The organism is Citrobacter sp. Cu231, from assembly GCF_030332265.1.
GTDB classification, from domain to species: domain Bacteria; phylum Pseudomonadota; class Gammaproteobacteria; order Enterobacterales; family Enterobacteriaceae; genus Citrobacter; species Citrobacter meridianamericanus.
Genome location: NZ_JAOWIE010000032.1, coordinates 325106 through 339634, shown reverse-complemented (window position 1 = coordinate 339634; position 14529 = coordinate 325106). Strand labels below are relative to the sequence as shown.

Below are 14529 nucleotides of genomic sequence, written 5' to 3'. Positions count from 1 at the left end.
AATCACCAGCGCTCTTTCAGCAGGTTCGGCTGAATACCACCAATAGCGTGGGTATTGCTGAAGGTCTGCTTGATGCCAGCTTCGAATTCTTCGCGGAAATATTTAATGGCGCTCTGTAGCGGTTCCACCGCCCCCGGTGCGTGTGCACAGAAGGTTTTACCCGGGCCGAGGAAACGACACAGTTGCTCAAGTGTCTCGATATCCCCAGGCTGGCCTTCGCCACGCTCCAGCGCGCGCAGAATTTTCACACTCCACGGCAGACCATCACGGCACGGCGTACACCAGCCACAGGACTCGCGGGCAAAGAACTCTTCCAGGTTACGCACCAGCCCAACCATACCAATCTCGTGGTCGACGGCCATCGCCAGCGCAGTACCCAGACGGCTACCCGCTTTACCGATGCTTTCGAATTCCATCGGCAGGTCGAGGTGTGCTTCAGTCAGGAAGTCAGTCCCCGCACCGCCAGGCTGCCAGGCTTTGAACTTCAGGCCATCGCGCATACCGCCCGCGTAATCTTCGAGGATCTCACGCGCGGTAGTGCCGAACGGCAGCTCCCACAGTCCCGGATTCTTCACGCGACCAGAGAAGCCCATCAGCTTGGTGCCAGCATCTTTGCTCTTCGAAATGTTCTGGTACCACTCCACGCCGTTTGCGAGGATAGCCGGTACGTTACACAGGGTTTCGACGTTGTTAACGCAGGTCGGTTTACCCCATGCACCAGAGCTTGCCGGGAACGGCGGCTTGGAACGCGGGTTAGCACGACGACCTTCGAGGGAGTTAATCAGCGCGGTTTCTTCACCACAGATGTAACGCCCTGCCCCGGTGTGCACAAACAGTTCGAAATCGAAGCCAGTGCCCATAATGTTTTTGCCAAGCAGACCGGCTTCGGTCGCTTCAGCAATCGCGCGGCGCAGATGCACGGCCGCTTCGATATATTCCCCGCGCAGGAAGATGTAACCGCGGTACGCTTTCAGCGCAAACGCGGAGATCAGCATGCCTTCCACCAGCAAGTGCGGTAGCTGTTCCATCAACAGGCGGTCTTTATAGGTGCCCGGCTCCATTTCATCGGCGTTACACAGCAGGTAACGGATGTTCATGGATTCGTCTTTCGGCATCAGGCTCCACTTCAGACCGGTGGAAAAGCCCGCGCCGCCACGCCCTTTCAGGCCAGCGTCTTTTACCTGATTAACGATTTCATCCGGTGACAGCCCGGTCAGGGCCTTACGCGCACCTTCGTAGCCATTTTTGCTACGGTATTCGTCCAGCCATACCGGCTGTTTGTCATCACGCAGACGCCAGGTCAGCGGATGCGTTTCGGGAGTACGGATAATGTTTTTCATTTATACCGCTCCAGCAGTTCGGGAATGCCTTCCGGGGTCAGGTGAGCATGAGTATCTTCATCGATCATCATGTTCGGCCCCTTGTCGCAGTTCCCCAGGCAACAGGTTGGCAGCAGCGTAAAACGACCGTCAAAGGTCGTCTGCCCCGGCTTGATGTTGAGTTTTTTCTCAAGCGCAGCCTGGATCCCCTGGTAACCATTGATATGGCACACGACGCTGTCGCAATAGCGGATCACGTGGCGACCGACCGGCTGGCGGAAGATCTGGCTGTAGAACGTGGCAACACCTTCTACGTCGCTGGCCGGGATACCCAGCACATCAGCGATCGCATAGATCGCCCCATCCGGCACCCAGCCACGCTGCTTCTGAACGATTTTCAGCGCTTCAATGGACGCCGCACGCGGGTCTTCGTAGTGGTGCTTCTCGTGCTCAATCGCTTCACGCTCAGCCGCACTCAGCTCAAAAGCCTCGGTTTGTGGTTGTTGATTCTCGTGCATAATTAGCGGTCCACATCTGACATAACAAAATCGATACTACCCAGATGGACGATCAGGTCGGACACCAGGCTGCCACGTACCGCTACCGGGATCTGCTGCAGGTGCGCATAGCTCGGGGTACGGATACGGGTACGATAACTCATGGTGCTGCCATCGCTGGTCAGGTAGTAACTGTTGATACCCTTGGTCGCTTCCACCATCTGGAAGGACTCGTTTGCCGGCATAACCGGTCCCCACGAAACCTGCAGGAAGTGGGTGATCAGGGTTTCGATATGTTGCAGCGTGCGCTCTTTCGGCGGCGGCGTGGTCAGCGGATGATCCGCTTTAAACGGGCCTTCCGGCATGTTGTTGAGGCACTGCTCAAGGATGCGCAGACTCTGGCGGAGCTCTTCAACTTTCAGCATCACGCGGGTATAGCAGTCGGACACGCCGCCGCCAACCGGAACTTCAAAGTCAAAGTTCTCATAACCAGAGTACGGACGTGATTTACGCACGTCGAAATCAATACCAGTCGCACGCAGCGCAGCACCGGTACAACCCCAGTCCAGCGCTTCTTTTTTACCGTATGCGGCAACACCCTGAGAACGGCCTTTCAGGATGGTGTTGCGCAGTGCGGCTTTCTCGTAAGAATCCAGACGTTTTGGCATCCAGTCGAGGAAGTCACGCAGCAGTTTGTCCCACCCGCGCGGCAGATCGTGTGCTACGCCACCGATACGGAACCAGGCCGGGTGCATACGGAAACCGGTGATCGCTTCCACTACGTCGTAGATTTTCTGACGGTCGGTAAAGGCGAAGAATACCGGAGTCATTGCGCCGACGTCCTGAATGAACGTGGAGATGTACAGCAGGTGGCTGTTTATGCGGAACAGTTCGGAAAGCATAACGCGAATCACGTTCACGCGATCCGGTACGGTAATGCCCGCCAGTTTCTCAACCGCCAGCACGTACGGCATTTCGTTAACGCAGCCGCCGAGGTACTCAATACGGTCGGTGTACGGGATGTAACTGTGCCAGGACTGACGTTCGCCCATCTTTTCAGCACCACGGTGGTGGTAGCCGATGTCAGGTACGCAGTCGACGATTTCTTCGCCATCAAGCTGCAGCACAATACGGAACGCACCGTGAGAAGACGGGTGGTTAGGACCGAGGTTGAGGAACATGAAGTCCTCGTTTTCGGTGCTACGCTTCATGCCCCAGTCTTCTGGTTTGAAGGTCAGCGCTTCCATTTCCAGATCCTGTTTGGCTTTAGTCAGCTCAAACGGATCGAATTCGGTCGCACGCGCCGGGTAGTCTTTACGCAGCGGATGACCTTCCCAGGTATGTGGCATCAGCAGACGCGTCAGGTGCGGGTGACCTTCGATGTCGATGCCAAACATTTCCCAGGTTTCACGCTCATACCAGTTGGCATTCGGGAATAGTTTGGTGAAAGTCGGTACGCGCAGATCGTTTTCAGACAAAGCCACCTTGAGCATGATATCGCGATTGCGTTCAATGGAGATCAGGTGATAGAAAACAGAAAAATCCGCGGCGGGTAACCCTTCGCGGTGCGTACGCAGACGTTCGTCCATGCCGTGTAAGTCAAACAGCATGACGTAAGGTTTCGGCAGTCTCTTTAAGAAATCGCCAACTTCCAGTAATTGTTCACGCTTGACCCAAACAACGGGTACCCCGGTGCGAGTCGCCTGAACGGTAAAGGCATCCGGCCCAAAACGGTTGCGCAGTTCGCCAATGACCGGGTCATCAAGGTGATCCCGTGTTTGCCATACGGCGTCTTGCGCGGTTAAGTCGGTCATATTGTTCACCATTGCAAATGGTCCGTGGTGGTCGGCAGTGCTTCGCGCTATTTATGTAGTGGTAAGCGAAGGAAGTGCTGCTGCCGACAGGCGCAAATTAAATCTCGTCTGGTGTACGAAGATTCGTTACAGCAATACGTTCGCCGCGTTTACGCTCGCGTTCTGACTGCATATTGGCGCGATAAACGCCCTGATCGCCAACCACCCAAGAGAGCGGGCGGCGTTCTTTGCCAATGGAATCTTGCAACAGCATCAGAGCCTGCATATACGCTTCCGGGCGCGGCGGGCATCCCGGGATGTACACATCGACCGGAATGAATTTATCAACGCCCTGCACCACAGAATAGATGTCGTACATACCGCCAGAGTTAGCGCAGGCGCCCATGGAAATAACCCATTTAGGTTCCAGCATCTGATCATAGAGACGCTGAATTACTGGCGCCATTTTGGTAAAGCAGGTTCCGGCTACGACCATCAGGTCAGCCTGACGCGGCGATGCACGCAAAACTTCAGCACCAAAACGGGCCACATCGTGCACGGCGGTAAACGAGGTCACCATCTCAACGTAGCAGCAGGAAAGGCCAAAGTTATATGGCCAAATTGAGTTTTTACGGCCCCAGTTAACCATGTCATGCAGCTTGCCCATGAACACGTTTTTGTTAACTTCCTGCTCCAGGGGGTCGGTTACGATCTCCTGTTTTTGCAGGGGGTAACGGTCGTTCTCACCGTTAGGATCTATGCGGGTGAGCGTATAATCCATCTTAATGCCTCGCGGTTAGCGTTGACGATTAGCGATACTGTTCGTTTCCGGGTTCATACGCTCGCGGCGTGAACGCGCGGGCGTCCAGTCCAGCGCGCCAATACGCACCAGATAAACCAGACCTGCCAGTAACACAAAAATAAAAATTGCAGCTTCCACAAAGCCAATCCAGCCGCTTTCACGGATAGAAGTTGACCATGCGAACAGATACAGCGCTTCAACGTCGAAGATAACGAAGAACATGGCTACCAGATAAAACTTGGCAGACAGGCGCAAGCGGGCGGTGCCGACCGAGTCGATACCTGATTCAAACGGCACGTTTTTAGATCTCGCGCGCGCGCGACCACCTAAAAACCAGCCGCCGACGAGCATCAGGCAGCACAGGCCAATGGCAACAATAAGAAAGATAGCGAATGCCCAGTGATGAGCGATGATTTCAGTGGATGTTGACATACTCATTGCTTACTCATCAAAAGTAGCGCCAAATTCTCTGCTCTTTTCGGCAGATGAACGCCACATCGATTCATGGGGAGGAATAAAAAAAACCTTACAATCACTGTGAAAAATCATTTTAGACAGCTAATTGATAGGGTTTTTTACTCCTTTCTATAACCTTTTGTCAACTTTAACAAAAGTTTCCTCACATTATTTTACACTACTCCAACTTCATTAACATAAAGTGCTCTTTAGACCCATTTAGATCGTATCATCGGTCATTTTTAATGTTGTTGAATCGTGTCCGTAGTGAAGTAAAAAAATGATACCCGTCTATTTTGACAGGAATTCACACAGATGCCTCCCCCTAAATGGGAGTATTTTCTTGATCTGTGACACGCTTTTGTTAATTCACCATAAAAAACAGCAACAATTTCTCTAGTTTTTTAACATAGAAACAATTAGTAACGCGGTTGTTTATTTTTCACCCTCCCATCAGGCTGTTTTTTTACTCGCTGATTTTGTTAAGTTTTAGTATAGCAAATGACCTAAATCGGCAATATTTGCATATAAAAAGAGCCACTGGATGTTTTTTCATCATCAGTGGCTCTTTTTCACACTTACATTTTAAACTGTTTTTTTGTGACGCATTACTCAAAGTCGCCTTCAACAATCATCGAGTCATCTCCCCCTTCAGGGGTAAACTGATTGTATTGCCAAGGATTTTGATATGTTTGCATCGATTTAAAAATAACGTCTGCTAACTCATTTTGCACGCTCGGGTCGCTGCATAACAGATACTCAGTGTCAGGCAATGGCGGTAATCCGTCCGCTACACCCAGTACACGTAGATCCGGACTCATCATTTCAACAGGCCGCGCAGTAACACCGAGCCCTGCTTTTACCGCCGCACGAACTGCAGGCAACGTAGAAGCAACATAAGCCAAACGCCACGGGATCTGCGCAGCATTCAATGTTGCCAACACGATATCGCGAAACGGGCTCGGATCGTCAAGCAAAACCAACGGTACCGGCTCACCTTTTTGCAGGATATATTCAGCTGCGCAGTACCAGTGCGTCGGGGAGGTGCGTAGATTCAGGCACTCAAAATCTCCTGGACGATTGGTGGTCACCACCAGGTCCACTTCCTGCGACTTCAGCATATCCACCATATAAGCGTTACGTTTGACTCTCACATCAAGCGCAAGCTTCGGATAAACCGAACTTATACGGTTAAGCAGAAAAGGCAGTATGGTATCGGCGGATTCATCAGAAGCACCGATAGTTAACACTCCCTGAAGATTGTTAAACATTAATGATGAGCATGCCTCATCATTAAAACGCAGTATTTTTCTGGCGTAACCCAATAGCTGGATACCATGTTCAGTCAGCAATTTGTTGCGTCCATGGCGCGCGAACAACTCTTTCCCCACGAGCTGTTCAAGACGCTGCATTTGCTGACTCACCGCAGACTGAGTTCGACATACCGCAGCTGCCGCAGCCGCGAAGGTATTCAGATCGGCAACAGCAACAAAGGTTCTCAGCAGATCGAGGTCGAGGTTAATGATCGGACGATTTGCATTTATCATAGTTTTTCACTTACTCGCGGGTCATACCGGGTTAATGCTGTGCATTTAGAATCAAACAACTCCATTTGTAATGTGCCTCCCTTGCGGTTTCGCTTAGTGTAACCAAGTGAAAATAAGGATGTATTTGGTTAAACAAACGAAACAATGCTCTTTCTGAGCTATTTTAATACCCGTGATATTCATTCGGAATATAGCAACGAGAAAGAATCGTATTTTTAGCTGCCGGATGATTCAGGCTAATGGGAAACATGTAAATTTTGTAAATATAAAAAATGGTTAACGAACAATAATTTACACATTAAAAACAAATTTTTCAGTATGTTAGAAACAACCAACAAACATTTGAATTATCTTAAAAATCTTACTACACACCATTTGATGGGAGTTATCTTAACCTAAAACCACTATATTTATAAGTGTTATCGCGAATAATTCCGGGCAAATTGGTGCCATGTCAGAACAGCGGTTTTCGTATTATTATCCCATTCAATTTGATACTGTTTAAATATTAAATAATAATTAATTAAGAACCTCTCAATTCATTAATTATGCTTAACAATGAGTTCACACCGCATCACGTCGGGATCACACCGATAACAGAATTCTGAGACAAAACCTCAGTATTTTCGAATTACGTCAGACAGTTTAGATATCGACTACCTATTGTTTTACAGCATCAACTTTTTTTGACCAGACAAACGACCACACCATCACCACCAAAGCAAAACATAAAACCATAACAACAACAAGATACAGATTATCACTCCACAATAACTTCATTATTTAGTCGTTAAAAGTTAATTACACCCCCGATGCTTTTCAAAATCTTCTCCTGGAGACCCTTCAAAACTTACCGGTGTGGGAGTACATTGTGCTGGCTGACTTCCACGGCAGGGAGTGGCATTCACAGCTAAAAAGGTCAACGTTCATGTCCCCCATTGAAAAATCCAGCAAATTAGAAAACGTCTGTTATGACATTCGCGGCCCGGTTCTGAAGGAAGCAAAGCGTCTGGAAGAAGAAGGTAATAAAGTTCTGAAACTGAACATCGGCAACCCCGCACCATTCGGGTTTGAAGCGCCAGATGAAATTCTGGTGGATGTGATCCGCAATTTGCCAACTGCGCAAGGGTATTGCGATTCAAAAGGCCTTTATTCTGCCCGCAAAGCGATCATGCAGCATTACCAGGCTCGTGGGATGCGTGATGTCACCGTGGAAGATATTTATATCGGTAACGGCGTTTCTGAATTGATTGTGCAGGCCATGCAGGCTCTGTTGAACAGTGGGGACGAAATGCTGGTTCCTGCTCCTGATTATCCGCTGTGGACGGCGGCGGTATCGCTCTCCGGCGGTAATGCCGTACACTATCTGTGTGACGAATCGTCAGATTGGTTCCCGGATCTGGATGATATCCGCGCCAAAATTACGCCGCGTACACGTGGGATCGTCATAATCAACCCAAACAACCCAACCGGTGCTGTTTATTCTAAAGAGCTGCTGATGGAGATTGTTGAGATTGCTCGCCAGAACAACCTCATCATCTTTGCAGATGAGATTTACGACAAAATTCTCTACGACGACGCAGAACATCACTCCATCGCCGCTATGGCTCCGGACCTGCTGACCATCACCTTCAACGGTCTGTCAAAAACCTACCGCGTTGCGGGGTTCCGTCAGGGCTGGATGGTGCTTAACGGACCGAAGAAACATGCCAAAGGCTATATCGAAGGCCTTGAAATGCTGGCTTCAATGCGTCTGTGTGCCAACGTCCCTGCGCAACATGCCATTCAGACCGCGCTGGGAGGATACCAGAGCATCAGCGAATTTATTATGCCTGGCGGTCGTCTGTATGAACAACGCAACCGTGCCTGGGAACTGCTCAATGACATTCCCGGCGTCTCCTGTGTGAAACCGCGCGGTGCGCTGTATATGTTCCCGAAAATCGACGCTAAGCGCTTCAATATTCATGACGACCAGAAGATGGTGCTGGACTTCCTGTTACAGGAAAAAGTACTGCTGGTTCAGGGGACGGCGTTCAACTGGCCGTGGCCGGATCATTTCCGTATCGTCACACTGCCGCGTATTGACGATATTGAGATGTCGCTGAGTAAATTTGAGCGTTTCTTGTCAGGATATCACCAGCTGTAATAACAGAGAGTGCTACCGAGATTTGCATCCGGTAGCACTCTCTGCGCAAAATACCTTTACTGAAGTCACTGAGTAAGGGTCGTTATGAAGCAGAGCCATTTTTTTGCCCACCTCTCCCGTCTGAAGCTCATTAACCGCTGGCCGCTAATGCGCAATGTGCGCACCGAAAACGTGTCTGAACACAGCCTGCAAGTTGCCATGGTTGCTCATGCGCTGGCCGCGATCAAAAACCGCAAATTTGGTGGTCAGGTTAATGCTGAGCGTATTGCCCTGCTGGCGATGTATCACGATGCATCAGAGGTGCTGACCGGCGATCTCCCTACCCCGGTGAAATATTTCAACTCGCAGATTGCTCAGGAATATAAAGCGATAGAGAAAATTGCCCAGCAAAAGCTGGTCGATATGGTTCCCGATGAGCTGCGCGATATTTTTGCCCCGTTAATTGACGAACACGCATACAGCGAAGATGAAAAATCGATCGTCAAGCAGGCTGACGCCCTGTGCGCATACCTGAAGTGTCTGGAAGAACTCTCCGCCGGTAACAACGAATTTCTGCTGGCCAAAACACGGCTGGAAAAAACGCTGGAGTCGCGACGCAGTGAGGAGATGGACTACTTTATGGATGTATTTGTCCCGAGTTTTCATCTTTCATTAGATGAAATCAGCCAGGATTCACCATTGTAAGTTTGCGGCGACGTTGCCTTATCCGGCCTACACAGGCAACGTCGCCGGGGAAGCATTAAAACGGAAACAGCATCGGGATCATCACCACACACACCGCCATTACAATGATGGTAAACGGTACGCCGATCTTCACGAAGTCGCTAAAGCTGTAGTTGCCCGGTCCCAGCACGAGCGTGTTAACCGGTGAAGACACCGGCGTCATAAAGGCTGCGGAAGCTGCCATCGCAATCGCCATCGCGAAAGGATATGGTGAAACCCCCATCGACTTCGCCGCCGCTAACGCAATCGGCGCCATCAACACCGCGGTCGCGGTATTGGAGATAAATAACCCGATGGTTGCACACAGCACGAACAGGCAGCCCAGCATCATGTATGGGCCATATCCACCGCCGACATCCATCAGGCCTTTCACTACCAAATCGACGCCGCCGGTTTTTTGTAAAGCCAGCGCGAAAGGCATCATCCCGACGATCAAAATAATACTTGGCCAGTGAATCGCCTTGTAGGCACTTTCGGCATCGATACAGCGAAATTTCCCCATCAGCAGACAAGCAATGATCGCAGCAACCGTATTGGGAATTTCATCAGTGAGCATCAGAGCGACCATCAGCACCAGGCAGAAAATCGCATGCGGCGCCTGGCTGTGCGCCGGAGAAGCTTCACTGACTTCCGCGGGCATATTCAGCACCACAAAATCGCGCCCTTTTTGGCCCAGAAGAGTAATGAGTTTCCAGTTGCCCACCACTAATATGATGTCGCCCATTAGCAGCGGCTCATCCACCACCGCGCCGGCCAATGCAGCACCATCACGTTTCAGCCCAACGACATTCAGGCCGTAACGTGTACGAAAAGCAATTTCTCGTACCGTTTTGCCAATCAATTCCGATTCAGGGATCAGCGAAATTTCTGCCATTCCCACATCAAGCGCCTGCTCGGAGAAGTATTCACCGCGCAGCACCATCGGCTCCAAAAACTGTTCACTGCAAAATTCACGCAAGTCGACATCGGCCGCAGACATATCAATCAGCAATACGTCACGGGCGCGAAACTCAGAAACCCCGTTTACGTCAACGATCACACGACGAAAACGCCGCCAGCGTTCAACGCCAATCACGTTTGCCCCGTAGCGCTCACGCAGCTTCAGGTCGTCCAGACGCTGGCCGATCATCGGAGAACCTGGGCGAATCGCCAGGCGACGCGCGCGCCCGGTCAGGCGATATTCTTTAATCAGATCGCGAAACGTCCGACGCTTCCAGCCGTCTCCCGACGGCCCGGAATCTTCCCCCTTGAGCATAAAGCGCATCAGCAGCATATAAATTATGCCGAGTACCAGAACAACCAGCCCCAGTGGGGTAACGCTAAAAAAACTGAAACCGTTGAGTCCTTCACGTAACAGTTCACTGTTTACGACCAGGTTGGGCGGCGTCGCCACCAGCGTCATCATGCCGCTTATTAATCCGGCAAAGCTCAGCGGCATCATCAGGCGTGAAGGGGAAATTTCCATGCGCATGGAAACGCTTAACACCACCGGAATAAAGATGGCGACTACGCCGGTGGAGCTCATAAATGCTCCAAGCCCGGCAACGGTAATCATCAACAACACCAGCATTTTGACTTCGCTGCTGCCGGCCACTTTCACCAGCCAGGCTCCCATTACCGTCGCCACCCCGGTACGCACCAGGCCGTCGCCGATAATGAATAAAGCCGCTATCAAAATAACGTTAGGATCGCTGAATCCGGAAAAAGCTTCTGTGATGCTCAATGTTCCACTCAGAACAAAGGCAATAATGACCAGCAAAGCGATCGCGTCCATACGCACTCTGCCAGTTGCAAACAAAACGACGGCAATCGCCAGCAATGAGAGAACCCATATCAATTCACCGTTCACAACATATCCTTGTTAAATGAGAGGGATGAGTCGATTCTGCCATAAAAAAGCCCCAACAATCTGGGGCTAAATCATGATCAGGTATTTCTTACAACGACCACATTTCCGTTAGGTTGTTTGGTCACAGAAATATGTTCCAGACTGGTCAGAGAAAAATCGACCTCATCCAGACGCGGCGTGTCCGCAGGCGCATTGACCGCGATCACATGACACCCAGCCGTCAGTCCTGAAAGCACCCCGGCGGGCGCATCTTCCACTACCGCGCACTCCTGCGGCGCAAGCCCCAGAAGCTGTGCGCCTAACAGATAAGCGTCTGGCTCTGGTTTCCCTCTTTTTACCCGTTCGGCGGTGACAAACACTTCAGGCGCAGGAAGCCCCGCGACACGATGGCGCGCTCGTGCGACTGGCATAGAACCGGAGGTCACAATCGCCCATGGAATACCCGCTTTATTGAGGTGATTGAGCAACTCAACCGCCCCCGGCAGCGCGGTGATCCCAGCGGTTTCTGTCGCTTCGATCTGCTCCAGGCGGGTGAACTCCGCAGCGATCTCTGCCTCAGATTTGCCCACCATAAAGTGTCGCAGAGAGGTAATGGCCTGCTTGCCATGAATAAAACCGAGCACTTCAGCATGATCGAGGCCAAAACGATCGGCCCAATTGCACCACGCGCGTTCTACTGCGGGTAAGGAATCGACCAGCGTTCCATCCAGATCAAACAGAAAACCTTTGCACTGCACGCTCGCCCCCTCAGGCATTAATGATTTGGTTAATTTCATTCGCGCTCAAATGATACTGGCGCGGGCAAGAGTGCCAGACGTTCAACATACGCTGATATTTTTCCCACATCGGGGTCTGAGCGTTGAAGCCATGCGTCCCCGCATCAAAGTGGGTATAGCGACCTTCCACATTCACCATAAAGCGAACGTATCCGAGAAAACGGGCTTCCGTTGCGGCGTCAAAACCGAGGAAGGTCACGCGGCGCTCATCAATGGCCTGTGCATCCTTAAGATTAGTCCAGGACACATGTAATGCGTGATACATCTCCATAATATCGATAATCGTACGACAGGTTTCTTCCGTCAGCTCACCAAACTCACGATCCAGCTCGCGCATCTGCAAGCCGTAACCGCGTTCAATAATCGTCTGCAAACGACGATAACGCTCGGCGTTAGTGGGATCGAGCATAGTCATCATTTTGTACTGATTAGACAAAATCAGACGTTGAGCGTTGGTCATTTCCATTTGGGACTCCTGTATCACTACTACTGCGATGAAAAAAAAGAAGGCATCTTGTGCCTTCTTTTATATGCGTAATCAGGGGTCAATTACAAATCATCGAGGAAAGTTTTATCCAGTTGTTTGAAGGCGCGCTTAAGCGTGTCAGCCAGCGCCTGATAATCAGGCTTTCCTTCGACCGGAGAGAGCGCCTGCCCGGCTTCCTGCAATTTACCCCGAACTTCGTAGAACCAGTTGAGTATTGAAGGCGGCAGCGGCGTCACGGAACGTTTACCCAGCCACCACATGCCCTGCATCGGCAGGCTAAGCGCAAACAGCGCGGTCGCAACGGCCGGTCCCAACTGCCCCCCTAGCGCAATTTGCCAGCATAAGGTGAAGACGGCAATAGGCGGCATAAAACGGATTGCGTAACGCGTCATACGGATCACGCGGTTCTCTACAAACACGGGCGCGAGGCGCTTTTCCATTGGCCACGTCTTTGCGTAGTGCTGCCCCCGGCGAAACAAGCTAAAAAAATTGACGGAACGATTATCCGGTGTCGACATGGCGGTTACCTCAACTTCACATATAAAAATTAAAAAATTTGTGCAAAACAACAACTACAATGGACATCGTTCAAAACATTTTGTCTTTGATACCCACATTCAGGTATCCTGTGCCGGCCTGTAAGGCCATTAGTCCAAAATCATTGAGTCGTCAAATTGACACATAGTATGCCATTGGCTGAAAAATACGCAAAATGACATAGACTCAAAGGTATTTATTCCATCGTGCCCAAAAAGACTATGGCGCATGATGTTAATCATAAACGTCGGTGTCATCATGCGCTACGCTCTATGACTCCCTGACGTTTTTTTAGCCACGTATCATAAATAGGTACTTCCATGTCGAGTAAGTTAGTACTGGTTCTGAACTGCGGTAGCTCCTCACTGAAATTTGCCATCATCGATGCAGTAAACGGTGAAGAATACCTTTCTGGTTTAGCCGAATGTTTCCATCTCCCAGAAGCACGTATCAAATGGAAAATGGATGGCGGTAAACAAGAAGCGGCTTTAGGTGCAGGCGCCGCTCACAGTGAAGCGCTGAATTTTATCGTTAATACTATTCTGGCACAAAAACCAGAACTGTCCGCTCAGCTGACTGCAATTGGTCACCGTGTTGTTCACGGCGGCGAAAAATACACCGGCTCTGTGGTTATCGACGATTCCGTTATTCAGGGTATCAAAGATGCAGCCTCTTTTGCACCGCTGCATAACCCTGCACACCTGATCGGTATTGCTGAAGCGCTGAAATCCTTCCCGAATCTGAAAGACAAAAACGTGGCCGTATTCGACACCGCGTTCCACCAGACTATGCCGGAAGAATCTTACCTCTACGCCCTGCCGTACAGCCTGTACAAAGAACACGGCGTTCGTCGTTACGGCGCGCACGGTACCAGCCACTTCTTCGTCACTCAGGAAGCGGCAAAAGTGCTGAACAAACCAGTTGATGAGCTGAACATCATCACTTGCCACCTGGGCAACGGCGGTTCTGTATCTGCTATCCGTAACGGTAAATGTGTTGATACCTCCATGGGTCTGACCCCGCTGGAAGGTCTGGTGATGGGTACGCGTTCCGGTGACATTGACCCGGCGATCATCTTCCACCTGCACGACACACTGGGCATGAGCGTTGACCAGATCAACAAAATGCTGACCAAAGAGTCCGGCCTGCTGGGTCTGACCGAAGTCACCAGCGACTGCCGTTATGTTGAAGATAACTACGCGACTAAAGAAGACGCTAAACGTGCAATGGACGTTTACTGCCACCGTCTGGCGAAATACATCGGTTCTTACACTGCGCTGATGGATGGTCGTCTGGACGCTGTTGTCTTCACTGGTGGTATCGGTGAAAACGCCGCGATGGTTCGTGAACTGTCTCTGGGCAAACTGGGCGTTCTGGGCTTTGAAGTTGACCATGAACGTAACCTGGCCGCACGTTTCGGCAAATCTGGGTTCATCAACAAAGAAGGTACCCGTCCTGCGGTGGTTATCCCAACCAACGAAGAACTGGTTATCGCGCAAGACGCGAGCCGTCTGACCGCCTGATTTCACACCGCCAGCCTAGCTGGCGGTGCTGTTTTGTAACCCGCCTGAAACGGGCGGTAACGAAAGAGGATAAA

At 50.8% G+C, this 14529-nt stretch carries 13 protein-coding genes; 3 read left to right on the top strand and 10 right to left on the bottom strand.

The annotated features are described in order from the left end of the window. Positions 1-2: 2 nt before the first annotated feature. The 6 genes from nuoF to lrhA all read right to left on the bottom strand — a co-directional run bounded on the left by nuoF (position 3) and on the right by lrhA (position 6414). Complete coding sequence (gene nuoF, locus OGY15_RS08145) at positions 3-1340, bottom strand: NADH-quinone oxidoreductase subunit NuoF (protein ID WP_187253461.1); 1338 nt, start codon at positions 1338-1340, stop codon at positions 3-5. Next, on the bottom strand, positions 1337-1837 hold the full coding sequence (gene nuoE / locus OGY15_RS08140) for an NADH-quinone oxidoreductase subunit NuoE (protein ID WP_003028069.1): 501 nt from the start codon (positions 1835-1837) through the stop codon (positions 1337-1339). Before nuoE ends, nuoF begins: the two co-directional genes overlap by 4 nt. 2 nt (positions 1838-1839) lie before the next feature. Further along, complete coding sequence (nuoC, locus tag OGY15_RS08135; RefSeq protein ID WP_151219925.1) at positions 1840-3642, bottom strand: NADH-quinone oxidoreductase subunit C/D; 1803 nt, start codon at positions 3640-3642, stop codon at positions 1840-1842. Positions 3643-3727: 85 nt separating this feature from the next. Next, positions 3728-4390, bottom strand: coding sequence for an NADH-quinone oxidoreductase subunit NuoB (gene nuoB / locus OGY15_RS08130; protein WP_003028075.1), 663 nt, complete (start codon positions 4388-4390; stop codon positions 3728-3730). Between the two features lie 15 nt (positions 4391-4405). Next, entirely contained in the window at positions 4406-4849 is a 444-nt protein-coding gene (gene nuoA, locus OGY15_RS08125; protein ID WP_003028077.1) for an NADH-quinone oxidoreductase subunit NuoA, read from the bottom strand. A gap of 626 nt (positions 4850-5475) precedes the next feature. After that, positions 5476-6414, bottom strand: a complete 939-nt coding sequence (gene lrhA / locus OGY15_RS08120; protein WP_151219927.1) for a transcriptional regulator LrhA — start codon at positions 6412-6414, stop codon at positions 5476-5478. Between the two features lie 928 nt (positions 6415-7342). On the opposite strand from lrhA, the gene alaA reads away from it, so the two are divergent. Further along, positions 7343-8560, top strand: a complete 1218-nt coding sequence (gene alaA, locus OGY15_RS08115) for an alanine transaminase AlaA (RefSeq protein ID WP_005129483.1) — start codon at positions 7343-7345, stop codon at positions 8558-8560. Between the two features lie 84 nt (positions 8561-8644). Beyond that, the gene (gene yfbR / locus OGY15_RS08110) at positions 8645-9244 is read left to right on the top strand and encodes a 5'-deoxynucleotidase (RefSeq protein WP_151219928.1); all 600 of its coding nucleotides are present in this window, start codon (positions 8645-8647) and stop codon (positions 9242-9244) included. 55 nt (positions 9245-9299) lie between these two features. Here yfbR and OGY15_RS08105 read toward each other — a convergent pair whose 3' ends face one another. From OGY15_RS08105 to yfbV, 4 genes are all read right to left on the bottom strand, one after another. Further along, complete coding sequence (locus tag OGY15_RS08105; protein WP_151219929.1) at positions 9300-11132, bottom strand: SLC13 family permease; 1833 nt, start codon at positions 11130-11132, stop codon at positions 9300-9302. A gap of 77 nt (positions 11133-11209) precedes the next feature. Then, positions 11210-11887 carry a sugar phosphatase gene (locus tag OGY15_RS08100; protein WP_151224804.1) on the bottom strand — a complete coding sequence of 226 codons (678 nt, stop codon included), beginning with the start codon at positions 11885-11887 and terminating at the stop codon, positions 11210-11212. Beyond that, the gene (locus tag OGY15_RS08095; RefSeq protein ID WP_003028086.1) at positions 11880-12374 is read right to left on the bottom strand and encodes a YfbU family protein; all 495 of its coding nucleotides are present in this window, start codon (positions 12372-12374) and stop codon (positions 11880-11882) included. Before OGY15_RS08095 ends, OGY15_RS08100 begins: the two co-directional genes overlap by 8 nt. 83 nt (positions 12375-12457) lie before the next feature. After that, positions 12458-12913 carry a terminus macrodomain insulation protein YfbV gene (yfbV, locus tag OGY15_RS08090; RefSeq protein ID WP_003028087.1) on the bottom strand — a complete coding sequence of 152 codons (456 nt, stop codon included), beginning with the start codon at positions 12911-12913 and terminating at the stop codon, positions 12458-12460. A gap of 339 nt (positions 12914-13252) precedes the next feature. On the opposite strand from yfbV, the gene ackA reads away from it, so the two are divergent. Next, the gene (gene ackA / locus OGY15_RS08085; RefSeq protein ID WP_003028092.1) at positions 13253-14455 is read left to right on the top strand and encodes an acetate kinase; all 1203 of its coding nucleotides are present in this window, start codon (positions 13253-13255) and stop codon (positions 14453-14455) included. The last annotated feature ends 74 nt before the right edge of the window (positions 14456-14529 follow it).